This is a genomic window from Hymenobacter roseosalivarius DSM 11622 (genome assembly GCF_900176135.1).
Lineage (GTDB): Bacteria > Bacteroidota > Bacteroidia > Cytophagales > Hymenobacteraceae > Hymenobacter > Hymenobacter roseosalivarius.
In genome coordinates, this window is record NZ_FWWW01000098.1 from 1 (window position 1) to 24,453 (window position 24,453).

Consider the following 24,453-nt stretch of genomic DNA (forward strand, 5'->3'; position numbering starts at 1 on the left):
CTATTCAGCAACAATATGTTACTGCCAGGGTTGCGGCTGGCGCTGCATGAGCTACGGAACTGAGCAATAGCTATCCAACCAGGCAAAAGAGTATGCCGGGGGGGGCTATTTTACTTGGCGAAAAGAAGACAGACTTTACGAGGTGGACAGCAAGCTCGACTTAACCCCAAACTTGCGGCGACGTACTCAGACTGTACCCTCTAACCACCATGTAGCATGAGCCTTAGCCTGAATCCCACCGCTGTTGCCTTTGCCAAGCGCCTCATTAAGGAAGGCAAATACAAAAATGACCAGGGCCATTGGAGCCAGCACAACCCCAGCACCGACGAGCAAAATAAGTACCTCAGCAAGCACGAAATCGAGGAGTACGGGCAGTGGCACCTGGGCCTCGATATGAGCAAGGGCGAAGACACCAAAGGCCGCTACCACTTCCCCTGCGGCGACTACAAAACCGTGCACCGCGACGGCCTACTAGCCGCCAAGGAGCGCGCCGCCCAGCAGGGCTACACTGATATTGAACAGGCGGCCGATGAGCTGTTGCAGACCCTGGAAGCGAAGGCAGCCAAGTAAGCGGGGGGCTTTTTCAGCGCATATTTTGCGTACTTTTAGACTATGCAGAATTTATTTGAATCCGGCAGTATTGTCTTGGGTGGCTCTTATCTGGAGCGCATGACGGACGATGAGTTCTTCGATTTCTGTCAGCAGCACCCCAAGCTGCGCATTGAGCGCACGGCTAACCACGAAATCCTGATTATGTCGCCCACCGGCAGCCGCTCCGGCAAACGCAACTTTCGCCTTAACCTCCAACTCGGTAAATGGTGGGAACAGCACCAGACACTCGGCGAAGCCTTCGACTCTAACACCGGCTTCACTCTGCCCGATGGCTCCGTGCTCTCGCCGGACGCTTCGTGGGTTTCGGCGGCTAAGTGGAACGCGCTGACGACGGAGCAGCAGGATAAGTTTGCACCCGTATGCCCGGAGTTTGTAGTCGAGCTGAAGTCCGCTACTGATTCTACCAAAACGCTGCAAGCCAAGATGCTGGACTGGCTCCGCAATGGGGCGTTGCTGGCCTGGCTCATCATCCCCGAAACCGAAACGGCCTATATCTACCGTCCCGGCCAGGCGGAACCAGAATTGGTGCAGGGATTCGAAAACGAGCTGTCCGGCGAAGCAGTGCTACCGGAGTTTCGGCTGCGGCTGACGGAGCTGCGGTAATATATTATAAGTCTATCTATGGCACAGAAACAAGCGAACTGTTGGTTGCTGTTAGAAGAAGCGAGGACCCTGGGTTTGCCTCTACAGGACTATACAAATGCAAAAGAAATGTTCAATCATGCCGAATGGGGAGTCGGCTTTGACATAATTGTTGGGCAATTGTACGAGTTAGGTATCAAGATTACGGAGAGCTTTTATAAGAAGGTAGAAGTAGTAGCCCTTAGCTTGAACTTGACGAGAGAAGAGTATTCTTTCTTAAATGAACTTATCTTCAGTTATTAACTTGTTAGATATAGATTAACCCAACAAAAAGCCCCCCGCTGCCGCGTCGGGGCTTTTTTCGTACCTTAGCCCCTCTTACCCCACCCCATTCCACCCGCTATGCAAGTTGCTCCCGTAGCTCCCTATAAACCTCAGAATCACATCCGCATCGTGACGGCGGCAGCCCTGTTCGATGGTCACGACGCGGCTATCAACGTGATGCGCCGCATCATCCAGAGCAGCGGCGCCGAAGTTATTCACCTGGGCCACAACCGCTCCGTGCAGGAAATCGTGGACTGCGCCATTCAGGAAGATGCGCAGGCCATTGCCATTACCTCCTATCAGGGCGGGCACAATGAGTACTTCAAGTACATGTACGACCTGCTGACGGAGCGCGGCGCGGGCCATGTGCGCATCTTCGGCGGCGGTGGCGGCGTGATTCTGCCCAGCGAGATTGCCGAGCTGCAAGCCTACGGCATCGAGCGCCTCTACTCGCCGGATGACGGCCGCGCTATGGGTCTGCAAGGCATGATCAATGACCTCTTGCAGCGCTGCGACTTCCCTACGGGCCAGAACCTGAACGGCGAGGTAAGCCATGTAAAAGAGAAAGATGCCCGCAGCATCGGTCGCCTGATTTCGGCCGCCGAAAACTTCCCCGAGGAGTTTGAGCGCGTGAAGGGCCAGCTTGTTGCGGAGTTTCAGCAACAGGAAAAAGCCCCCCAGAAGTCAGAAAGCGGTCAGAACGACCTAAGCACCAAGCACCAAGCACCAAGCACCAAACATGCCCCTATTCTTGGCATTACGGGTACGGGCGGCGCGGGCAAATCCAGCCTGGTAGATGAGCTGGTGCGGCGCTTTCTGATGGACTTCCCCGAGAAGACCATTGCCATCATTTCAGTGGACCCCAGCAAGCGCAAAACCGGCGGGGCCCTGCTCGGCGACCGGATTCGGATGAACTCCATCAACTCGCCACGGGTGTACATGCGCAGCCTGGCCACGCGCCAAAGCAACCTGGCCCTGAGCAAGTACGTGCAGGACGCCGTGGACGTGGTAGTTGCCGCTAATTACGACCTCATCATCCTCGAAACCAGCGGCATCGGCCAGTCCGACACCGAAATCATCGAGCACTCCGACGCCAGCCTGTATGTAATGACGCCGGAGTACGGCGCGGCCACCCAGCTCGAGAAAATCGATATGCTGGACTTCGCCGATGTCATTGCCCTCAACAAATTCGACAAGCGCGGTGCCCTCGATGCCCTGCGCGACGTACGCAAGCAATACCAGCGCAACCACGGCCTCTGGGACCGCCAGCTGGATTCGCTGCCCGTGTTTGGCACTATCGCCTCGCAGTTCAACGACCCCGGCATGAATCGCCTGTACCGGGCCGTGCTGAGCATGCTGGAGCAGAAAACGGGGGCCACTTTTGCCTCCCAGCTCGAAACCACCACGGAGGATTCGGAGAAGATTTACATCATTCCGCCCCACCGCACGCGTTACTTATCTGAAATCGCTGAAACCAACCGCAACTATGATATTTGGGTACAGAAGCAAGCCGAAGTGGCCCAGCAGCTTTACGGCCTCGACCAAAGCCTCCACGCCGTCAGAAGCCTCCAGTCCGGCGGATCTGGTGCAGGCAGCGGGAGCAGCAGCAACGGAACCGACCCTGGATCACTCGTGGCCGGTTTGGAGAGCACATTCCAGGAAATCAAGCTCCGGCTCGATGGTCAGAACTGGAAACTCCTGGAGACCTGGCCGCAGAAAGTAGCTGCCTACAAAGCCCCCGAGTTCGTCTTTAAGGTGCGTGATAAGGAAATCCGCATTCAAACCCACACCGAAAGTTTGTCGGGTAAGCAGATTCCGAAAGTAAGCCTGCCCCGCTTCACGGCCTGGGGCGATTTGCTGCGCTGGCAGCTGCAGGAAAACGTGCCCGGTGAGTTCCCTTACACGGCCGGCGTGTTTCCGTTCAAGCGCGAGGGCGAAGATCCCACCCGCATGTTTGCCGGCGAAGGAGGCCCCGAGCGCACCAACCGCCGCTTCCACTACGTGAGCATGGGCCTACCAGCCAAGCGCCTAAGCACGGCCTTCGACTCGGTGACGCTCTACGGCGAAGACCCCGAACACCGCCCCGACATCTACGGCAAAATCGGTAACGCCGGCGTAAGCATCTGCTGCCTCGACGACGCCAAGAAGCTGTACTCTGGCTTCAACCTGGCCAACCCCAGCACATCGGTGTCCATGACCATCAATGGTCCGGCCGCCCACCTAGCCGCGTTTTTCATGAACGCCGCCATCGACCAGCAGTGCGAGTTCTATATAAAGGAGCACGGACTGGAGCAGGAAGTCGAGGACAAGATCAACCAGATTTATCAGGACAAAGGTGTGGTGCGGCCTAGCTACCAGGGCGAGCTGCCCGCCGGCAACGACGGCCTCGGCCTGATGCTGCTCGGCGTGACCGGCGACCAGGTTTTGCCCCCCGACGTGTACTCGCCTATCAAGGCGCGTACCCTGAGCCAGGTGCGCGGCACCGTGCAGGCCGATATTTTGAAGGAAGATCAGGCTCAGAACACCTGCATCTTCAGCACCGAGTTTGCCCTCCGCCTCATGGGCGACGTGCAGGAGTACTTTATTAAGGAGAAGGTCCGGAATTTCTACTCGGTCAGTATTTCAGGCTACCACATTGCCGAGGCCGGCGCCAATCCCATCACGCAGCTGGCGCTTACCCTCAGCAACGGCTTCACCTTCGTGGAGTACTACGTGAGCCGGGGAATGGACGTGAACGACTTCGCGCCCAACCTCTCCTTCTTCTTCTCCAACGGCATCGACCCTGAGTACGCGGTGATTGGCCGGGTGGCGCGCCGCATCTGGGCCAAGGCCATGAAGCTGAAGTACAACGCCAACGCCCGGAGCCAGATGTTGAAGTATCACATCCAGACCTCGGGCCGCAGCCTCCACGCTCAGGAAATCGACTTCAACGATATCCGCACCACGTTGCAGGCCCTTTACGCCATCTACGACAACTGCAACTCCCTGCACACCAACGCCTACGATGAGGCCATCACCACGCCCACCGAGGAATCGGTGCGCCGGGCTATGGCTATTCAGCTCATTATCAACCGCGAATTGGGCCTGGCCAAAAACGAGAACCCGCTCCAAGGCTCCTTCATCATCGAGGAGCTCACCGACCTAGTGGAAGAAGCGGTGCTGCTGGAGTTTGACCGCATCACGGAGCGCGGCGGCGTGCTGGGCGCCATGGAAACTATGTATCAGCGCGGCAAGATTCAGGAGGAAAGCCTGCACTACGAGATGCTCAAGCACACGGGCGAGTACCCCATCATCGGCGTGAACACTTTCCTCTCCTCCAAAGGCTCGCCCACGGTACTCCCCGCCGAGGTAATTCGCGCCACGGAAGAGGAAAAGCAGTACCAAATCACGATGCTCAACCACCTCCACGCCCGCAACGAAAGCACCACGGAGCAGCGCCTGAAGCAGCTTCAACAAGTAGCCGTGCAGAACGGCAACCTGTTCGAGGAGCTAATGGAAACAGTGAAGTTCTGCTCCCTCGGGCAGATTACGAATGCGCTCTTTGAGGTTGGGGGGCAATATCGGCGGAATATGTAGAAACCGCAGAATAAAATTCATTGCTTAACCACTTATAGCAGTTTCGCGAACAGTATGCCCATTTTATAGAGAGAGATGCCACTTTACGGCTCGTCGCTAGTATCGTTGAGCAATCGATTCCATTCAACGGCAGACGTGAAGGGTCACCTCTCCATAAGATAAGCTGGGCACACTGTTCGCGAAACCGCTATAACTTACAATAAACAAAATGGAACAAAAGGAGAATGAAGTATTGGCAACTAATACGCCTACAGTAATTTCAAATTCTTTTTGTGGCATAATTATGCCCATCTCAGATTCAGAAGGTTATGAATCAGGACATTGGGGGCAAGTGCGTAGCATTATATCTGAGGCAGTGAGAGACGCTGATTACGAGCCGAGAATAGTGAGCGACGGGAATAATTCTTCTATTATTCATGCTCGAATTATCACTAATATATATCAGGATGATATTGTAGTGTGTGATGTAAGTAGCTTAAATTCCAATGTCATGTTGGAGTTTGGTCTTAGATTAGCTTCTAAAAAGCCAATCGTGGTAATTAAAGATAACATCACCAAATATTCGTTCGATGCGTCTCCTATAGAATACGTTCCTTACCCTGCTAACTTAGACTACTATGGAGTAAACAACTTTAAAGAGAAACTTCTACAGCAATCATCAATGCAGTAGCTGCTCAAAAGCGTGAAGACTATAAATCTTTTTTAGACCATTTTTCAATTACAAATTTAGAGTTGAGTACAGTTTCTAATACCCAAGTTGGCCTGAAAGAATATCTAGCCACAATGGAAAGCAGATTACTGACTGAACTGAGGACAGGCTCAAAAGAGAATGTTATTTTATCTAATGAGCAGTTAAATCAAGCCATAAAAAGAAAGAATTTTAGTGTTGGCTTTGATACAGAAATTGAAAGGTTTTTAGATAATTATATCACTAGTTCAGGCATTAGTCCAGGCGTAGCTATTGCTGGTTTACCTAACGGTTATTTTGAGAAAATGGTGGATGCAGTTTTTGAACTGTTCCCAATTTTTGCTCAAACCCCTCGTGAGAATGCGATAAGGTATCTGGCTGGATATTGGGTAAAATATAAAGCTACCCATTAGTGCCCCCAACTGGCGCGAGCTTGTAGCTCGTGACTAGCCTTGAGGTGGAGGTTGTACCTCCACTGCCGCAGCAGCGGCAAACTGCGACCGCGCCGCTTGGGAAATCCGGGCGGCGCTGTTGCTTTCATCGGAACCTAATCCACTTACCAAAAGTTGTCTGATCGGACTACTTTTCGTAGCTTCCCAACGTGAACAAAAAGCGCGAACTGTTTTTCTTTAAAAGCTACTTCCGGGAATTTTATGATGCACAGACGCCTAAAGTGAAGCAAAAGATTCTGTGGACGCTTAAAGTCATCGAAGAATTGGACCAGATACCGGAGACCTACTTCAAGCACCTCACCGGCACCGATGGCCTGTATGAAATTCGGGTGCAGGTCGGCAATGATATCTTCCGCATCTTCTGCTTTTTTGATAAAGGCAACCTGATTGTCATCGGTCACGGATTCACGAAGAAGACACCCAAAACACCCAAAAGCGAACTGACCCGTGCGGCCGCCATTAAAGCTGAATACTATGCAAGCCAACGAAAAGCTGACCAGTCTTAGCCAGTTTATTGAGCAGGAACACGGACCCGCCGGCAGCAAAAGTCGGGAGGAGTTTGAGGCCGGCTATGAGGTGTTTAAGCTGGGCGCTTTGCTGCAACAGGCCCGTCGCGCCAAAGGCCTCACCCAGCAGCAGCTAGCCGACCTGGCCGGCACCGACAAGTCTTACATTTCTAAGTTGGAAAAAGACTTGAAAGACGTGCGGCTTTCTACGCTTCAACGCATCATTTCGGAAGGCCTCGGTGGGCACTTGGAGCTGTCGATCAAATTCTAGGTTCATAATTAGCCCATGAAAGCGAATAAATCCACCAAATCCTTCGACGCTGTGGAAATGATGCGTGCCATCCGCAGCAAAATCACTGAGGAAACTCAGAACATGAGCTTTCAGGAGTTGCAGCAGTATATTAAGCAACGCTTTGAATCAGCTGATGTAAGGTCTAACGCTCTTCCACGATAAATTCCCCCCAACTTGCGCGAGCTTATAGCTCGTACATGGCCTGTAAAACGTCGTACAGGTAAGCGCGAATCTCAGGCTGCATACACTAGCTGCTGGGTAGCTTCCAGTTGCTGCCGGAAATAAGGATTTCGCACGGCTTGCGCCTCCAGCAAGTCTACCGGGCGCTTTAGTAGCTCTTCCAGTGCAAACTTGAGGCTGAAGTAATTATCCGCGTATTCTTCTACTGGCATGGGCTCGAACTCAGCCAGCAAATCTATATCACTATCAGGACCAAATGCCGACGTCAGCACGGAGCCGAACACGAACAGCCGTCGCACCTGGTGCTGACGGCACAAAGCGTTGATGGCAGCTATGTGGGGGGCAAATTGTGTCATGCTGATCGAAGATACGAGCCTTAAAATAACTTGATGCGTTCATTGGTTTATCACCCCCAGCTACTCGTCTGTATTTTAGTCGCTACGCGCGTCTGCTTAGCGGTGAAAAAGCCCCCCAGAACTATGCAGGCGTTCCTGCCCAACTGGCGCGAGCTTGCAGCTCGTGACTAGCTTTGAGGTGGAGGTTGTACCTCCACTGCCGCAGCAGCGGCAAGATGTGACCGCGCCGCTTGGGAAATCCGGGTGGCGTTTTCGTTCTGATGGGGGAGGCACAGCCTCCCGGCATGGCTGGTCACGAGTTACGCTGCGCTAAACTCGCGCCAGTGAAGAGCAAGTACTATGCGTAGTTTGGATAATCCTGCATCTTGCTGGTATGAGTGAGAAATACAAGATTCAGGATTTGCAGAAGCTCTACTTTGTCTCCTTTGCTACCGTCAACTGGATTGACGTGTTCACGCGGCGGCTTTACAACGACATCTTTGTGGACAGTCTGCGTTATTGCCAGCAGCACAAAGGGCTGGAACTCTACGCTTGGTGCCTGATGACCAACCAAGCTCATCTGATCATCAGCAGCGCCGCCGATAATTTGTCGTCTATTCTTCGTGATTTGAAGCGTCATACTTCCAGGACCATCCTGAAAGCCATTCAGGAAAACGAACAGGAAAGTCGCCGCGAGTGGATGCTATGGATGTTTGGGCGGGCTGGGCAACGCAACGCGCACAACGAGCAATATCAGTTCTGGCAGCAAGACAACCATCCCATTGAGCTGTACTCCAATCAACTGCAACTGCAACGTCTGGGTTACTTGCACCGCAACCCAGTGGTAGCTGGTTTTGTGGACGTGCCAGAGGATTTCCTCTACAGCAGCGCGCGCAACTACGCCGATCGGCCCGGCCTGTTGGATGTACTATTGATTGGTTGAAAAAGCCCCCCAAGTTACTCCTCCCCCAATATGCCCCGAATCTTACCAGTCATTGTGCTGGCCCAGTTCTTTTGCACTTCACTCTGGTTTGCGGGCAATGCCATCGCGGCGGATTTAGCGGCCATGTTGCAGCAGCCACCCACCTTTGTGGCCGATCTGACCAGCGCGGTCCAGCTCGGGTTTATTTCCGGCACACTGGTATTTGCCTTGCTCGCCATTGCCGACCGCTTTTCTCCATCGCGGGTGTTTTGTTTCAGCGCCTTAGCAGCCGCGCTGTGCAACCTGGGCATTAATCTGGCCGAGTTGGAAGCGGGCAGCTTGCTCACCTTCCGGTTTCTGACCGGATTTTTCCTGGCGGGCATCTACCCGGTGGGGATGAAAATAGCGGCGGACTACGTGCAGGCGAGCTTGAGTAAATGGCTGGGGTTTCTCGTGGGGGCGCTGGTGCTGGGCACGGCTTTCCCACATCTGCTCAAGAGCGTTACGTCGCAGCTGCCGTGGCAGTACGTGACGCTGGCTACCTCGGGCCTGGCGGTGCTGGGCGGCCTGGCCATGCTCCTGCTGGTACCCGACGGCCCGTACCGAAGAACAAGGCAACGTCTGCAAGTCACGGCTTTTTTGAGTGGCTTCCGGTTGCCGCGCTTCCGTGCCGCGGCCTTCGGGTATTTCGGCCACATGTGGGAGCTGTATACTTTCTGGGCCTTTCTACCGCTGATGCTGACAACCTACAACAGCGCGCACCCCGGCGCCAATCTGCCGGTGTCGTTGTTATCGTTTCTGCTGATTGGGGCGGGCGGCCTGGCTTGCATGGGCAGCGGACTGCTCTCGCTGATAATTGCCCCCCGCACGGTGGCCACCACGGCGCTGGCTTTGTCGGGGCTGTGCTGTCTGGTTTCACCTTTGGTGCTGCGCAGCCATTCGGGGGGCTTTTTCCTGAGCTTTTTATTCTGTTGGGGACTGGTAGTCGTCGCTGATTCGCCCATGTTCTCCAGCCTGGTGGCGCAAAGCGCGCCGGATGCTTCTCGCGGCACCGCCCTGACTATCGTGAATTGTATAGGATTCGCTCTCACCGTGGTCAGCATACAGGTCACGAGCTGGCTTAGTGACTATGTGCAGGCGCAGGACCTCTATTTACTTCTGGCAGTGGGGCCGGCGCTGGGTTTGCTGGCCCAGCTAGGCAGCAGGCGGGAAGTAGCTACGGGAGCATAGCCATCGATAAGGCAGTTTGCGAATGGCTACAAGGTAGTCCGCATTGTGAAGCAGAAGAAGGCCAGTTTACTTTCAGAAGGCGAGATCCACGACTCAAGTTGGCCCGTATCTATGACAGATGCTCGCCGTTAAATGATGACGGTTATAGGAAGATTCCTATCTTACCCGCATGCGCACTGCTTTTACGATTTGGAAAACGAGTCTACTAGCAACGCTACTGCTGCTGGCCGCCTGCTCATCACCTGAAAAACAGAGCGAAGCACCGACTAAGGACCCAGAAACCAGCGAAGTGTACACTCAGCGCCGCGTAATAGTGGCCGACTCCCTCATACGGGGCCGCGTGCTCGACCGGAACGGCACAGTGCTGGTGGACACCCGCCCCCAATACCGGCTGAAGCTGCCACGCCGCCCCCCGCTCGATACGCTGGCGCTGGGCCAGCTGCTGGGCTGGGACTCAGTGACCATCCATCGGCGCATTGCCGACGCCCTGCCCTACGAAGAAGCGCCGGCCGGCTACCCAGTTCAGCTCAGTCTCACCGCAGCCGAAGCCAAACGGGTGCGCCGGGATAGCAGCGACTGGCCCAAACTGACCCTAACTGAGGGGCGCCAGCGTGCCTATACCGCCAATGCGGGCGCCCCTGTGCTGGGATATATGAGCGCTGAGGCGCAGGCCTTCTTCCGCCAGGCCAAAAGCTACCATCGCGGCCGCTTCTATAGGCTACGTAGCGGTGGGGTCGAAAGCTATTACAACGGCTTGCTCCACGGACACCGAGGCTACCTGCACCCCTTGGTGAATAAGCAGGGCCAGACGCGCGGGAGTTGGGCCACCGATACGGCCTTTCAGCAAGGTCAGGACCTGCACCTGTCCATTGACGGGAAGCTACAGGCCTACGCCGAAAAACTAATGGGCAACCGTAAGGGCTACCTGGTAGCCCTGGACCCACGCACCGGGGAAATCCTATGCTACGTGTCGGCTCCCGTGTATAAGCCGGCTACCATCACCGCCCCCGACCAGGCCGGTGTGCGCGCCAAGCTGCTGGAACACGAAAACATGCCGCTGCTGAACCGCCCGGCCATGCTAGCCAACCCGCCCGGCTCGGTATTTAAGCTGGTAAATGCCGCCGTGGCCTTGCAGCTGGGCGCCATCAGCTCCACTACGTCGTTCGGCTGCGACCAGTCGCTCCTCAGCTGTGTGCACCAACACCCGCAGGCCAACAGCCTGACCGCGGGCCTGAAGTATAGCTGCAACCCTTATTTCTACCAGGTGATGCGGAACCTTATCAGCCGCGTGCCCGACAGCCTGGCCCAAGATTCTACGGCCGCCCGCCACCTCAACCTGGCGCTCTGGCGTCGCTACGCCCGGTCGTTTGGGCTGGATTCGGTGCTGGGCGTGGACGTGTCGCGCGAATCTCCCGGCTTTCTACCCACGCCGGCTTACTATGATAAGGCACGCCGCACCTCCCGCTGGACCTACCGCTCTATTTACTCGCTCAGCATCGGGCAGGGCGAAATCAACCTTACGGGCCTGCAAATGGCCAATATGGCGGCTATCATTGCCAACCGCGGCTGGTACTACACCCCCCACCTGGTGCGCTGCATCGGGGAGGGAGGGCCGCTGCCGCGCTTCACCGAAAAGCACCACACTCTTATTGATAGCGTGCACTTCGCCGCCCTTGTGCCTGGCATGGTAGCCGTCATGCAGCGCGGTGGCACCGCCGAAACCTCCAGCCTCGCCGATGTGGGCATCACGGTAGCCGGCAAAACCGGCACCGTGGAAAACGATGAAGGCGACGACCACGCCGCGTTCGTGGGCTTTGCCCCGGCCCAGAATCCCAAGATAGCCGTGGCTGTTTACCTCGAAAATGCGGGCTTTGGGGCCACGGCCGCCGCGCCGTGCGCCGCGCTCGTGATGGAGAAGTATCTGCGCGGCAATATTGCCCCCCGCCGCAAACGGTGGGAAGCACGCATACAGCGCCGGGCCCGAAACGGGTATTAAACTGCCCGCTGAGCGGGTGGAGTCGTACCAGCAGGTAGGTTTGGCTACGCATTCCAAAGCAGGACACTAGTACTCTTCTACGATTCCTCCGTTATTTGCAGCCTACGCCTCCCCGAAAGTTGGAAGGCCCGCTCCTACCCTAGCTGTAAATATGACTACTACCATGCGCTGGGGCGACGGCAGCATTTATCTCACCTTTGGGTATGACCAAACTGACCAGTGGATTTATGCCCAGTGGTTTGGCCGCCAGACCTTGGGCAGCGTAATGGACGGCGGTCTGACTTACTTGGAAATGCTCCGCCGTGCTCCCTGCTCCAAGCTGCTCAACGACCACCGCCACCTGGTGGGCACTTTTACGGAGGCCAACGACTGGATTCAGCAGGTCTGGACGCCACTTATCATTGCTGCTGGGCTGCGTTCCTTCGCGCAAGTCGTGTCGCCGGACATATTTGGTCAATTATCCATCGAAGACCTTCAGCACCGCATCAGCGACCAGCTCGACCTTTACCTGTTCGACGATCTGGAATCGGCCCAGAACTGGCTGCGGACGCAGTAAGATTGCCCCCCAGAATTGCTTGGCGGTGTCATTTTACCTTTCGTTTTTGTCCTACACTTTTCCTACCATACACCATGAAAAAACTTCTACTAGCCGCCGCCCTCCTCTGCTGCTACGCTGCGCAAGCGCAAAAGCTGACGGCCACCGAACGTAAGATTGTCGCGTCGGTGCAGCAGAATATGCCGCAAAGCGAGAAGCTGCTGGAGCGGGTAGTAAACATCAACAGCGGCACGCTCAATCTGAAAGGCGTGCGGGAAGTGGGCACAGTATTTCAGAAGGAATTTGACGCCCTGGGCTTCAAAACCGAGTGGGTAGCCATGCCTGAAGCTATGAACCGCGCAGGTCATCTAGTGGCCCAACGCAAGGGCAAGAAGGGCGAGAAGCTGTTTCTCATCGGGCACCTCGACACGGTGTTTGAGCTGGATATGCCCTTTACGAAGTACACCCGCTTGAACGACTCTACCGCCACCGGGCAGGGCGTAAATGACATGAAGGGCGGCGACGTGGTCATTCTGGCGGCGCTGCAGGCGTTGCACACCAACGGTTTGCTGAAGAACGCCACCATCACGGCCTATTTTACTGGTGACGAAGAGCGGGGCGGCAAGGGCCCCGAAAGCCGCGCCGACTTTATTGCCAAGGCCAAAGAGGCCGATATAGCGCTGGCGTTCGAAACCGCCACTAATCTCCATACCGTAGCTACGGCTCGCCGCGGCAGCAGCACCTGGCAGCTCAAAACCTTCGGCACGGCGGCCCACTCCTCGGGCATTTTCAAACCCAATGTGGGCTATGGCGCTATCTATGAAGCGGTCCGCATTTTGAATTCGTTTCGGGAAACGCTCAGCAAGGAGCAATACCTCACCTTTAACCCCGGCCTGATGGTTGGCGGCTCGGAAGTGAACTACGACGAAGCCAAAGCTCGCGGGGAAGTGGTAGGCAAGACCAACATCATAGCCCCTACCGCGTCTGTAGCCGGCGATTTACGCTTTCTGACCGAGGACCAGAAAGAAGCCGCCCGCACGAAGATGCGCGCCATCGTGGCTGAGAACCTACCCCAGACCCGCGCCGAAATAACCTTCTCCGACGGCCTACCCGGTATGGCCCCCACCCCCGGCAACCAGAAGCTGGCGGCCCTCGCCGATCAGGTGAGCCGCGACTTAGGCCTCGGGGCGGTAGCTGCCGGCGACCCTGGCTCGCGCGGGGGCGGCGATATATCCTACGTGGCGCAGTACGTGGATTGCCTGGATGGCTTGGGCGTGTCGGGCAAGGGCGCGCACGCAGCCGGCGAAACCATCAACTTACAGGAGTTTCCGCTGTTGGTGGAGCGCGCCGCCCTGATGATTTACCGGCTTACACGGTAGCGGAACAGTATAAATTTGCCCCCCAGACCTACACAGGCTGGCAGCTCGTGCAAAGTTTGCGGTTGAAATTTATCTCCCACGGCACCAGCGAAATCACTTATCCATTCTACTCATGGAGCAACAAATTCAGCAGCAGGTCCAGAACTACTACGGCGCTCAGCTGCGCACCAACCAGGACTTAAAAACCAATGCCTGCTGCACCGACGACGTGCCGGCGGCCCACAAAAAGATTCTGGCGACGCTGGAGCCGGAGGTGCTGGAGAAATACTACGGCTGCGGCGTGTGCGTGCCCGAGGCCGTGCAGGGCTGCACTGTGCTCGACCTGGGCGCGGGCAGCGGCCGCGACGCTTTTTTACTTTCCCACCTGGTGGGCGAGCAGGGCCGCGTTATCGGGGTAGATATGACGGAGGAGCAGCTGGCGGTGGCCCGGCGGCACGTGGCTACCCACACCGCGCGCTTCGGCTACGCCCAACCCAACGTGGAGTTTCGCCACGGCTATATCGAGGATTTGAGCACCGCCGGCCTCGCCGACAACAGCATTGATTTAGTGGTCTCCAACTGCGTGCTGAACCTGAGTACCGACAAAGCAGCCACTTACCGGGAGATATTCCGGGTGCTGAAGCCAGGCGGGGAGCTGTACATCGCCGATGTGTTTGCCGACCGCCGCATGCCGGAAGCTTTGCGCCACGACCCGGTGCTGTACGGCGAATGCCTGAGCGGGGCACTATACATCGAAGACTTCCGCCGCCTGCTCATGCAGCTCGGTATCCGCGACTACCGCCTCACAGCTAAGCGCGTCTTGACCATTGACAACGAAGAAATTCAGCAGAGAACGGGCAATATCGTCTTCTACTCGCTTACCGTGCGGGCCTTCAAGCTCGACCTGGAAGACCAGTGCGAGGACTACGGCCAAGTGGCTACTTACCTCGGCACGGCCGATAACCCGCACCGCTTCGTGCTCGACGACCACCACGTATTCGAAGCCGGCCGCCCCCAGCTGGTGTGCGGCAACACGGCCGACATGCTCAGCCGCACCCGCTACGGCAGCTACTTCCGCGTGGATGGCGGTAAGGACCAGCACTTCGGCTTGTTTCCGTGCGGGCCAGCCTCGGCGGCATCCGTAAGCGGCGCGGCCACCAGCTGCTGCTGAGGTAGCAGAAGAAGCCTCCGGTTTGCATCTCCAATTCAATTAACGTCTGTTGCATTTGCCCCCCATGGCTGACCTTGCCGCGACAGCTATTGCCCTAAGCGCGGAGGACATGGCGTATCTGGGGTAGCTGGCCAAGCTACACGGCTAGGTAGCTGCCTATAAGCAGCATAGCAAGTGTACGCTCGTAAAAAGCCCCCCAGACGATAGTGCGCGCGGCCTGCGTTTGCAATTGGTGGCTTTGAGCCAGTATACGAAAGATGGGGTAGGTGGACGTTAGAAGCAACCAGCTAACGTCCCTCACCTTCTTATAGCAGCCTCGTATCAGTGCATAGACAATGTGTTAAATCCAGGCATGTATACCAATATGAAAATCCGCTTTTGGTGTAGCCTTTTAGCCTTTTTCCTGGCTGGGTCCGGGCAGGCCCAATCTCTGGCGGGCGAGTGGCAGGGCGTAGAAACCGACCCCTACGAGGAAGGCAACTGGCCGGCCGTGCTCCGCTTGCAGCAGAACAAGGACGCCAAGATATTCGGCGTGCTTTACCAGGAAGTAGGTAATGAGCCGGCCATGACGGTTACGTTCGAAATGCAGGGCGCACGCACGGAAAGCGGGCTAAGCCTCGATCATGCGCGGAAGCTAAGCGAAACGGGCAAGACGCCTTTTTTCTATTGGTGCGACGGCTCCATCACGTTTACCTATGACCCGAGCCAGGAAAAGCTAACCGGCAACGCTACCTACCGCCCCATCGGCGACTGCGACGTGGGTACGTTTATATTTTACCGAATCAAGCTAAAATCGCCCTCCACGGTGCCGGCCAACACGGAAAGCACCCTGCGCGTATCCGGGCAGGATGTGCGCTGGTACGCCGACGCTGACTTGAAGCAGCGCGTAGCGACCGGCAACACCTACCGCACCAAGCTCACCAAAGCCACGACTTTCTACCTCACGCAGGGCTATTTTGCCACCAGCCAAAGCCCGGTGGTGCCTATCACCATCAACATTGAGGGTGCGGAGGCATCAAAGCCAACAGCGCCCGCACCGGTTGCCACGGCGCGTCCGGCACCCATTCTGGCTCCCACGCCGGTCGTGTTGCCGACCGTGCTATTTAAGCTCGGTACGCCCGAGCTACTACCGATAGCCATTCCGGCCCTCGACCAACTGGCCGCTGAGCTAAAAGCGCGCCCTGTGCTGAAGCTGCGCGTGTCCGGCCACACCGACAAGATTGGGGAGCCCCAGAAAAATCAAGTATTGTCGGTGCAGCGAGCCGAAGCGGTGAAGGCGTATCTGGTAAAAGCCGGTATCGCGGCAGCGCGCATCAGCACGGCCGGCTACGGCGATTCCCGCCCGATCTATCCGTCGCCCGACGCTCGCAACCGGCGTGTGGAAGTGGAAGAAGTCAAATAATAGAGCTTAGAAACACATAGGTATTCAGTGTTCCTGGGTCTGAATGTGCCAAAGCTATGCCCTGGTGCCCCAAGCAACGGCTGGCACTGCAAATTCAATTGCCCTAAATATGAGCCTGCTTAAACTGTTTGCGCTAACCACCGCTTATCGCTTGTGAGCCAGTCGGCGGCGATAACCCAATCTACCAGCACCTGGAATAACAAGCAATGCGCCGTAGTGCTGACGTATGACGATGCCATCGACGTGGACCTGGACAACGCCATACCAGCCCTCGATTCCTTGAAGCTGCGGGGAACATTTTACCTGATTGGCTCCTCGCCGGTAGTGGGTCGGCGCCTCCCCGAGTGGCGGCAAGCGGCCAGGCGCGGGCACGAACTGGGTAACCATGCCCTGATGCATCCCTGCGACGGCAGCCTGCCCGACCGCGGCTTCGTGACACCCGATAACGACCTAAGCAAGTACACCCTCAGTCGGGCGGTAAGTGAAGTGCTGACGATGAACACCTTGCTAACGGCCATCGATGGCAAAACCGCCCGCACCTTTGCCTATCCCTGCGGCGACCTGCAAATCGGCGGCGTAAAATTCTATGACCAGCTAAAAAACGATTTCGTGGCCGCGCGCGGCGTTACGAGTATCCTGCAAACGGCCGCGCAGGTAGATTTGACCAACATTGACAGCTACATGATTAATGGCCAATCGGGCGAGTACCTTATTGACCTGGTTAAGAAAGCGCAGCAGTCGCGGACGGTGCTGGTGATTCTATTTCATGGTGTGGGCGGCGGTCACAGCCTGAACGTGGATCTGAAAGCGCACCGTCAGCTACTACGCTATCTGAAGGCCAACGAAAAGGATATTTGGGTGGCCCCAATGGTGGAGGTAGCGGAGAAGATTAAAGCCAGCCAGCAGGGCGAAGCAGCTAAGAAGCCGCGCGGATGAAGAGATGCAAATGACTTAAGCTACAGATGAGTTTGGGTTTATGATGGCAACAAATTAGTTATGCTTGCATAACATTTTTATAACCTTTACGTATTACCTTTGTAGCCAACAAACTGATAGAGTACCACATACACACATTGACATGAAAAAGAGCACTGCCACCGTTTCGTCGCTTTTACTGCTGGGGGGCCTGGGTTCACTAAGCTATCTGGCCGCGCAGGTATGGGAGTTCAACCTGTTTTTCGACCTGCGGGACGAAGAAGAGTGCTATTACTGCTAAGCTTCCGAGCCGCGTATTACGGCGACGTTTTTTTATTAATTGAAACGGGTCCCGCTATGCTGCGGGACCCGTTTTGTTTGATCTTGTTCAGAAAGCGCCTGTCAAAATCAGGGAGTTAGTAGTGAAGAATAAAAAAACCACATCCATTCGAGCAGGTTTTCGGTACTTCACTGTAGCAACGGCCGCCGCCGGGTCGTTCGTTTCCCCTCCACCGCTGCGTTGGCATTTCATTTCACGTTGAAATCCGTGAAATCTGCTCAATCAGCAAAATCCGCGATTTATGAATTTAGAGAGTCTCAAAGAGCAAATCAGCTACATCATCGGGCGCGATTTGGCTCGCAACTTCGCCCAGCAAGGTCTTGACCTGGATATCGATGTACTGGCGGGCAGCCTCAAGGAAGGCCTGAGCGGTGAGCCCAGCCGCCTGACTCAGGACCAGATGCGCACTGCTATGGAGCAGCTGCAGCACCAAATGCAAGACCAGGACGATCAAGATGACCAAGAAGGTGACGGCAACGGCACCGTAAACGACCCTACTGCCATGAACAACAAACAAGCCGGCGAAGATTTCCTCGCCGAAAACAAGAATAAGCCCGGCGTAACCACCCTACCCAGCGGCCTACAGTACGAAGTGCTGACGGAAGGCTCGGGCCCCAAGCCCTCGCTGACCAGCAACGTCACCACGCACTACCACGGCACGCTCACCAACGGCACCGTATTCGACAGCAGCTACCAGCGCAGCCAGCCCGCCTCCTTCCCCGTAAACGGTGTAATTGCGGGCTGGACAGAGGCTCTTCAGCTTATGCCCGAAGGCTCGAAGTGGCGTCTCTACATCCCATCGGACTTAGCCTACGGTAAGCGTGGTGCCGGCCGCGACATCGGCCCCGACTCAGCGCTGATTTTCGATGTGGAGCTGCTGAAGGTGAATAAATAAGTGTAGCCCCACTTGAAATTGCCCCCCAACTTGCTTGTTAAGGCTGCTGGGGGGCAATTTTGTACCTATTCTTACGAAGCATCAGAACTGGGTAGAGACGCGTATTCGCGTCTAATCGTTGCTGATGTTGTTTAGGTGAGCGGTGCAGTGCAAGTCGTTCAACGACGCGACGCGAATACGGGTCGCTACATGGTTCTGATAGCTCAGAGCTTACTTTTCAAATCGATTTCATTAAACCCCATGCTCCCTTCTGACGAACCCACGCTGCGCGGCCCCAACGGCCGCCTGGTTCTGACGGCCGACGCGCTGGAAGTAGACGGGCAGCGCTTTGCCCTGCTGGAGCTGGACGCTGTGGAGCTCCAGCCGATTCGGTGGCTGCTGTGGTATCTGCTGGGGGGCATTATTCTGGCTGGCTTTGCCTTAGCTTTCTTACAAAACTGGCTGCGCACCGTGCCAGCGGCCTTGGGCCTGACGGCGGGGGCGTTGCTGCTGGCTTACGGCAGCCGGGGAACCAATCGGCTGCGCTTGTATAGGGCCGGCCGGGAGGCGCTGCACTTTGCTTTGGCCGGCGACCCACTGCCCTGGCAGAAGCTGGCGGCCGAGACTAACCGCCGCATCCGGCGGCGCCACGAAGAAGCGGCCGCTGCTGCCGTGGCTGCCTGGGCCCTTGATTTGCCCCCCACAGAAACCGACACGAACTCTTGGTCGGGGCCGCCTGCTGCCCCGCCCGATACGACAGAGCTTACGAGTTGATTTGCCTTACATTTGGGCGTTTTTTGCCTGGCATTAGCTGTTCCTTTTCCCCTCACTTTCATGGACGCCAAAAACTCGTACTCGCACACCGCCATTTCTACCGGTGGCTTGCTCATCGCGCTCGGTATCATTTATGGCGACATTGGCACCTCGCCGCTTTATGTAATGAAGGCCATCGTGCCGGGCAATATCGACCCGCGCCTCGTGTACGGCGGCATCTCCTGCGTCTTCTGGACCCTCACCCTCCAAACCTCCATCAAGTACGTGTTGCTGACTCTCAACGCGGATAATAACGGCGAGGGGGGCATTTTTTCGCTCTTCGCCCTGGTGCGGCGACGCGCGGCCTGGCTTACGGTGCCGGCCATCATCGGCGGCGCGGCCCTGCTCGCCGATGGTATTATAACGCCGCCTATTTCCGTCTCGTCGGCCATCGAAGGGCTGGAAGCGGTGTATCCGGGCATCCCGACAGTGCCCATCGTCATCGCGATTCTGGCGGCGTTGTTTTTGATGCAAAGCTTTGGTACCCAGATTGTAGGCAGGGCCTTTGGGCCAATTATGTTCGTGTGGTTCAGTATGCTGGCCGTGCTGGGCATCCTCTGGATTACCCAACATCCTGGTATTCTGCGCGCCGTTAACCCGGCCTACGCCTACGATTTGCTGGTGCGCTTTCCGGGCGGTTTCTGGCTGCTGGGGGCCGTTTTTCTGTGTACTACGGGGGCCGAGGCCCTGTACTCCGACCTGGGACACTGCGGCAAGGGCAACATTCGCATCAGCTGGATTTTTGTCAAGTCCTGCCTTCTACTCAACTATTTTGGGCAAGGCGCCTGGCTTCTCGAGCACCAAGGCCAACTGCTTGAGGGCCGCAACCCGTTTTATGAGCTGATGCCCGAGTGGTTTTTGCTGATTGGTGTTGGTATTGCTACGCTGGCAGCTATTATTGCGTCGCAGGCTCTTATCACGGGCTCATTTACGCTGGTGGCCGAGGCTATTCGCCTTAATATGTGGCCCAAGGTGCGCCTCAACTATCCCACCGATATGAAGGGCCAACTGTACGTGCCCAGTATGAACCGGCTGCTGCTGCTGGGCTGTATTGGCGTGGTGCTGTACTTCCGGCGTTCCGAAAATATGGAAGCCGCCTACGGACTGGCCATCACGCTCACTATGCTTATGACCACCACGCTGCTGGTGGTATGGCTCCGCTCGCGCCGGGTGGCTATGCCTATCGTGGTGCTGTTTGCGCTGGTGTACGGAATTATTGAGGGAGCCTTTCTGGTTGCTAACCTCATCAAGTTTCCGCATGGCGGCTGGGTGTCGCTGGCTATCGGGCTGGCGCTGATCGGGGTGATGTACGTGTGGCTGAAAGCGTTTTATATCAAGCGCCGCCTCACCGAGTTTGTGAAGATAGAGCCATATATGCAGGGGCTGAAAGACCTCAGCGACGACGAGTCCATTCCCAAATACTCTACTCACTTAGTGTTTATGACTTCGGCGGAACGCACGACCGAAATCGAGTCCAAAATCATTTACTCCATCTTTCAGAAGCGTCCCAAACGAGCTGACATCTACTGGTTTGTGCACGTAGATACCACCGACGAGCCGTACACGATGCAATACAAAGTGGTAGAGTTGGCGCCCGATGACGCCTTTCGCATCACGTTCCGCTTAGGGTTCCGGGTTGAGCAACGGATCAACCTTTACTTCCGCCAAGTGATAGAAGATTTGGTACGCAATAAAGAAGTGGATATTACGTCTCGCTACGAGTCGTTGAGCAAGCAAAACGTGACCGGCGACTTCCGCTTTATCGTGCTGGAAAAGTATTTATCAGTCGAGAATGATTTCCCGCTAGTGGAAAGGCTGGTGATGCAGACCTATTTCTATATCAAGCAGTTCATTGCGTCCGAAGAAAAGTATTTCGGTTTGGAAACCAGTTCCATTAAAGTAGAGAAAGTACCGCTGGTTATTGCGCCCGTTCGCAAGGTAGAACTAGAGCGCATCCGTTAAGGACAACTGTCGGATTCTTCATTAAAAAAGCCCCCCAACTGTAGTTGGGGGGCTTTTTTATTACTAATAAACTGCTAAACACCTACTGGGCCGCGCGCAGCCACTTAGCCAGCACCGTCTGCTGCTCCGCGCTCGGCGTTGGCAGCTTCTCTACGCGGTAGCGGCGTCCGGTTGAGGCCAGAAGCGGAAAAGTAAGCTCCTTCATTTGGCCGTCGCGGGCTACCAGCAGCTTTACTTCGGTGCCGGCAGCGCGACCCATCAGAGCTTTGTTGGGGTCGTCGGCAAGGCGGTTGCCGTCGAGGGCCAGGATTTCGTCATTCACGTTCAGGCCCCCTTGCCAGGCGCTGCCATCGCGCAGCACGCTGGCAACCGTTAATTTGCCCCCCGCAGTGCTCACATTGGCTCCCAGCGCGCCCGTGGTTGCGGCGGGCTCGGTGGCCAGCGTCAGGCCGGCATAGCCGAGAGCGGTGGCGTAGTCGAGGGTTTGGGTATCGTACACGCGGGTGCGGAAAAACTCATCGTAGCGGCGACCCGCTACTTTCTCCACGGCATCCTGAAACTCCTCATCGGTGAAGCCGCGCTTCTGCTGCTCATAGTAGCGCTGGTAGAGGAAGCGCATGACGTCGTCGAGGCTTTTCTTGCCCTTGGTTTCGTTGATGATCATCAGGTCCAGCACGGTGCAGATCAGCTCGCCTTTGTCGTAGTAGCTGATGGTGGAGTTGGCTGAATTCTCGTTGGGCCGATAGCCTTTAATCCAGGCATCGAAGCTCGATTCGCTGGCCGATTGCAGCTTAGTGCCCGGCTGGTTCTCTACGCGGGTAATGCTATTGCTCAGGCTCGCCAGATACTCGTTGGGCGTCACGAAGCCGGCCCGCTGCACAATGATGTCGCCGAAGTAGCTGGTGCCGCCTTCGCTCAACCAGAGCATACGCGTGTAGTTTTCGTGGTCGTAGTCGAACGGCCCCAGCGCCACGGGCCGGATACGCTTCACATTCCACAGGTGGAAGTACTCATGCGCTACCAGCCCCAGAAAGCCCTTGTAGCCGGCCTCGGTGCTGTACGCATTGCGCGACACGGATAAGGTGGTCGAGAACAGGTGCTCCAGGCCGCCGGTTCCGCGCTCAATGTTGTGAATAATGAACACGTAGCGGTCCAGCGGGTTCTGCCCTACCACCCGCTGCGCTTCCTCGCACACACGCTTCATATCGGCGAGCAGTTTGGCTTCGTCGTACTGGGCATTGCCAAACATGGCCACCGTGTGGGGCGTGCCGCTGGCTTCAAACGACAGTACCTTATGGGTGCCTATCTCGATGGGCGAGTCGGCCAGCTCGTCGTAGTTGCTGGAGCGGAAGGTGAACGGCGTGCCGCCAGCCACGGGCTTCAGGCTGGTCGTCACCTGGTTCCAGCCAGCGGCGGGCTGCACGGTGATGGTGCTGGCCAGGCCCTTGCCTTCGGCCGGATACATGAACACGCTGGTGCCATTGAGGTAGCCGTGGGCGGCATTCAGAAAGCTGGTGCGCACGCTCAGCTCGTAGGCATACACGCGGTAGCGAACGGTGAAGTCCTTACTGCGCGGATGATATACGCGCCAGGTGTTTTTATCGATTTTCTCGGCGCGCAGCTTGCTTGCGCCGGCCATGGCCTCGAAGCCCTCTACGTGCTTGGCAAACTCGCGCACCAAGTAAGAGCCGGGCGCCCACACGGGCATTTTAACATCGGTATACTGCTTACCGAAGCCGCCCAGCACCATTTCAACTTCGTAAAAATGGGTTTGCGGGGCCGGCATGGCCAGGGTATAGCGCAGGGTGGGCGCCGCCAAAACCGAACTGAATTGACAAAAAAACAGCAGCAGTGCCGCGACCAGCACCAAACGAAAGCGAAAATGAGGCATGAAGTAAGGGGGTGTGAGTGAACGAAGCAGTACCTGGATGGCTAGACTCGGGAAAGCCTCCAAGGTTGCAAAGTAACGCCGAAATTTGCCCCCAGCTTACCCTTTTGCGCGCTGCGCTGCCCGGCTCCCCGGAACCCACACCCAACTTGCGCCGTTAAGGCGCACAGGCAGGCTGTTCACCCCACGGCTTGCCTTACTTTATTATGCGCTACGTCTGGATCACCTTTATCGGCTTAGCTGCGCTGATGCTCAGCTTGTTGGTTTGGCAGCGCCAGCCTTCTAAAGCTCCTGTTGAGGCAGCTTCGGCCGTCCCCACCGCTACGCCGGTCACCCAAACTCGGGCCCGCGCCGCCGTGTGGGTTAGCAATAAGCCTGTGCCGCGCGCCGATAGCGTGGTGCGCTTCGCCATGGAGCAGCTGGGCACTCCCTATGTTTATGCAGGTGCCACGCCCACCGGCGGCTTCGACTGCTCGGGCTTTGTGATGTACGTCTATGGCCGCTTTGGCATTGAGGTGCCGCATTCCACGGCCATGCTTATCAATTCCGGCCGCCCCATTGCGCGCAGTCAGGCCCGCCCCGGCGACCTGGTCATATTTACGGGCACCGCGGAGACATCTACCGAGCCTGGCCACGCCGGCATTATCATCTCCAAGCCCGGCGAGCCCATCCGCTTCATTCACTCCTCCTCGGCCCGCCGGGAGTCGGGGGTAAAAATAAGCGCCGTGGAAGAAACCGGCTACGCGCGCCGCTTCATGGGGGTGCGCCGCGTGCTGGATGCTGAATAAACTGTTTTCTATTTAACCCAAAGCAAAAAAGCCCCCCAGAAATGTTTCTGGGGAGCTTTTTTGTAAAAGGTAGTCATCGACGCAATGCAAAGGAAAGTGCCAAATCGTACTAAAAAACGATGCCCGGTCGCCTGTGCAGAACCTACTAAAAGGCTGCTGGGCGAACCGGGCATCTAATCCTTCAAATCTTACCAAGCGACGAGTCTGGGGTTCAGCCCCGTCATCCTCTGTGTAAGACCTTGCCAGAATGCGGGAAAAAGCCCTGTTGAGGCATAATTCCGCGCGAAAGCTGTTGTTAAGCGCGTCCGGCGGTGAAGCGGACTACATTCGACAGGCTTGGCAGGACTTGGTTGGGACTACTAGACATTTTGTACCTCCTTTCTTTAGATCCGACATCCCTCAATCGCGTTTCCCAGCACCTTAGGGACCCTTGAAAGAGGTCGTAGCACTCACTACTGGTCGGTAAAGTTAAAAGACCCTCGGATGGTTCAAAATTAAAAAGCCTTTTTTTAGCCAAATAGTCAATAATAATTGGCAGGTAGTTGAGGATCAGGCAGTTTTTAGTACAAAAAGATTTGGGCACTCAGGGGCAGTTTGAGCAAAATTAGGGCTGGCCTCAAAGTTGCAGCGGCCAAGAGTAGCAGAACCTCTTGGGTGATTACCATAATTCAGGAGTTTTCTTCTATCTTTTCCCACAAATCCTACCCTTTAC

At 56.3% G+C, this 24,453-nt stretch carries 24 protein-coding genes; 22 read left to right on the plus strand and 2 right to left on the minus strand.

Features of this window, described 5'->3' with window-relative positions; translation table 11 throughout:
- Positions 1-216 precede the first annotated feature (216 nt).
- The 9 genes from B9A24_RS18595 to B9A24_RS22845 all read left to right on the plus strand — a co-directional run bounded on the left by B9A24_RS18595 (position 217) and on the right by B9A24_RS22845 (position 7,194).
- Entirely contained in the window at positions 217-570 is a 354-nt protein-coding gene (locus B9A24_RS18595) for a hypothetical protein (RefSeq protein WP_084447522.1), read from the plus strand.
- 42 nt (positions 571-612) lie between these two features.
- Positions 613-1,215, plus strand: coding sequence for a Uma2 family endonuclease (locus B9A24_RS18600; protein WP_200813972.1), 603 nt, complete (start codon positions 613-615; stop codon positions 1,213-1,215).
- Between the two features lie 18 nt (positions 1,216-1,233).
- Entirely contained in the window at positions 1,234-1,497 is a 264-nt protein-coding gene (locus tag B9A24_RS18605) for a hypothetical protein (protein WP_084447523.1), read from the plus strand.
- A gap of 99 nt (positions 1,498-1,596) precedes the next feature.
- Positions 1,597-5,094, plus strand: a complete 3,498-nt coding sequence (locus tag B9A24_RS18610) for a methylmalonyl-CoA mutase family protein (RefSeq protein ID WP_084447524.1) — start codon at positions 1,597-1,599, stop codon at positions 5,092-5,094.
- A 208-nt stretch (positions 5,095-5,302) separates the two neighbouring features.
- Positions 5,303-5,764: a hypothetical protein gene (locus tag B9A24_RS18615; protein WP_143435053.1), complete on the plus strand. Its 462-nt coding sequence runs from the start codon at positions 5,303-5,305 to the stop codon at positions 5,762-5,764.
- Positions 5,765-5,826: 62 nt separating this feature from the next.
- Positions 5,827-6,195, plus strand: a complete 369-nt coding sequence (locus tag B9A24_RS18620; RefSeq protein ID WP_084447526.1) for a hypothetical protein — start codon at positions 5,827-5,829, stop codon at positions 6,193-6,195.
- A 188-nt stretch (positions 6,196-6,383) separates the two neighbouring features.
- On the plus strand, positions 6,384-6,740 hold the full coding sequence (locus B9A24_RS18625) for a type II toxin-antitoxin system RelE/ParE family toxin (protein WP_084447527.1): 357 nt from the start codon (positions 6,384-6,386) through the stop codon (positions 6,738-6,740).
- Complete coding sequence (locus B9A24_RS18630) at positions 6,709-7,011, plus strand: helix-turn-helix domain-containing protein (RefSeq protein WP_084447528.1); 303 nt, start codon at positions 6,709-6,711, stop codon at positions 7,009-7,011. The genes B9A24_RS18625 and B9A24_RS18630 overlap by 32 nt, the downstream gene beginning before the upstream one ends.
- 15 nt (positions 7,012-7,026) lie before the next feature.
- The gene (locus B9A24_RS22845) at positions 7,027-7,194 is read left to right on the plus strand and encodes a hypothetical protein (RefSeq protein ID WP_234997521.1); all 168 of its coding nucleotides are present in this window, start codon (positions 7,027-7,029) and stop codon (positions 7,192-7,194) included.
- Positions 7,195-7,265: 71 nt separating this feature from the next.
- On the opposite strand, the gene B9A24_RS18635 is transcribed toward B9A24_RS22845, so the two are convergent.
- Entirely contained in the window at positions 7,266-7,568 is a 303-nt protein-coding gene (locus B9A24_RS18635; protein WP_084447529.1) for a nucleotidyltransferase family protein, read from the minus strand.
- Positions 7,569-7,941: 373 nt separating this feature from the next.
- Here B9A24_RS18635 and B9A24_RS18640 point away from each other — a divergent pair, with 373 nt between their 5' ends.
- From B9A24_RS18640 to B9A24_RS18690, 12 genes are all read left to right on the plus strand, one after another.
- Positions 7,942-8,490, plus strand: a complete 549-nt coding sequence (locus B9A24_RS18640) for an REP-associated tyrosine transposase (RefSeq protein ID WP_084447530.1) — start codon at positions 7,942-7,944, stop codon at positions 8,488-8,490.
- A gap of 30 nt (positions 8,491-8,520) precedes the next feature.
- Complete coding sequence (locus B9A24_RS18645) at positions 8,521-9,699, plus strand: MFS transporter (protein WP_084447531.1); 1,179 nt, start codon at positions 8,521-8,523, stop codon at positions 9,697-9,699.
- A gap of 169 nt (positions 9,700-9,868) precedes the next feature.
- Positions 9,869-11,695 carry a peptidoglycan D,D-transpeptidase FtsI family protein gene (locus B9A24_RS18650; RefSeq protein WP_084447532.1) on the plus strand — a complete coding sequence of 609 codons (1,827 nt, stop codon included), beginning with the start codon at positions 9,869-9,871 and terminating at the stop codon, positions 11,693-11,695.
- A 151-nt stretch (positions 11,696-11,846) separates the two neighbouring features.
- Positions 11,847-12,251: a hypothetical protein gene (locus tag B9A24_RS18655; protein ID WP_084447533.1), complete on the plus strand. Its 405-nt coding sequence runs from the start codon at positions 11,847-11,849 to the stop codon at positions 12,249-12,251.
- A 74-nt stretch (positions 12,252-12,325) separates the two neighbouring features.
- Entirely contained in the window at positions 12,326-13,609 is a 1,284-nt protein-coding gene (locus tag B9A24_RS18660; protein WP_084447534.1) for a M20/M25/M40 family metallo-hydrolase, read from the plus strand.
- Positions 13,610-13,721: 112 nt separating this feature from the next.
- Complete coding sequence (locus B9A24_RS18665; RefSeq protein ID WP_084447535.1) at positions 13,722-14,759, plus strand: methyltransferase domain-containing protein; 1,038 nt, start codon at positions 13,722-13,724, stop codon at positions 14,757-14,759.
- A 364-nt stretch (positions 14,760-15,123) separates the two neighbouring features.
- Entirely contained in the window at positions 15,124-16,161 is a 1,038-nt protein-coding gene (locus B9A24_RS18670) for an OmpA family protein (protein ID WP_159452105.1), read from the plus strand.
- Positions 16,162-16,314: 153 nt separating this feature from the next.
- The gene (locus tag B9A24_RS18675) at positions 16,315-17,097 is read left to right on the plus strand and encodes a polysaccharide deacetylase family protein (protein WP_084447537.1); all 783 of its coding nucleotides are present in this window, start codon (positions 16,315-16,317) and stop codon (positions 17,095-17,097) included.
- A 142-nt stretch (positions 17,098-17,239) separates the two neighbouring features.
- Complete coding sequence (locus B9A24_RS22145) at positions 17,240-17,377, plus strand: hypothetical protein (RefSeq protein ID WP_159452106.1); 138 nt, start codon at positions 17,240-17,242, stop codon at positions 17,375-17,377.
- A gap of 280 nt (positions 17,378-17,657) precedes the next feature.
- On the plus strand, positions 17,658-18,311 hold the full coding sequence (locus B9A24_RS18680; protein WP_084447538.1) for a BamJ family beta-barrel-assembly machinery protein: 654 nt from the start codon (positions 17,658-17,660) through the stop codon (positions 18,309-18,311).
- A gap of 240 nt (positions 18,312-18,551) precedes the next feature.
- Positions 18,552-19,064 carry a hypothetical protein gene (locus tag B9A24_RS18685; RefSeq protein ID WP_084447539.1) on the plus strand — a complete coding sequence of 171 codons (513 nt, stop codon included), beginning with the start codon at positions 18,552-18,554 and terminating at the stop codon, positions 19,062-19,064.
- 60 nt (positions 19,065-19,124) lie between these two features.
- On the plus strand, positions 19,125-21,065 hold the full coding sequence (locus B9A24_RS18690; RefSeq protein WP_084447540.1) for a KUP/HAK/KT family potassium transporter: 1,941 nt from the start codon (positions 19,125-19,127) through the stop codon (positions 21,063-21,065).
- A gap of 82 nt (positions 21,066-21,147) precedes the next feature.
- Here B9A24_RS18690 and B9A24_RS18695 read toward each other — a convergent pair whose 3' ends face one another.
- A complete protein-coding gene (locus B9A24_RS18695) occupies positions 21,148-22,956 on the minus strand; it encodes a M61 family metallopeptidase (RefSeq protein WP_234997523.1) in 1,809 nt (602 codons plus the stop codon).
- A gap of 203 nt (positions 22,957-23,159) precedes the next feature.
- On the opposite strand from B9A24_RS18695, the gene B9A24_RS18700 reads away from it, so the two are divergent.
- Complete coding sequence (locus tag B9A24_RS18700) at positions 23,160-23,741, plus strand: C40 family peptidase (RefSeq protein WP_084447541.1); 582 nt, start codon at positions 23,160-23,162, stop codon at positions 23,739-23,741.
- Positions 23,742-24,453: the final 712 nt, after the last annotated feature.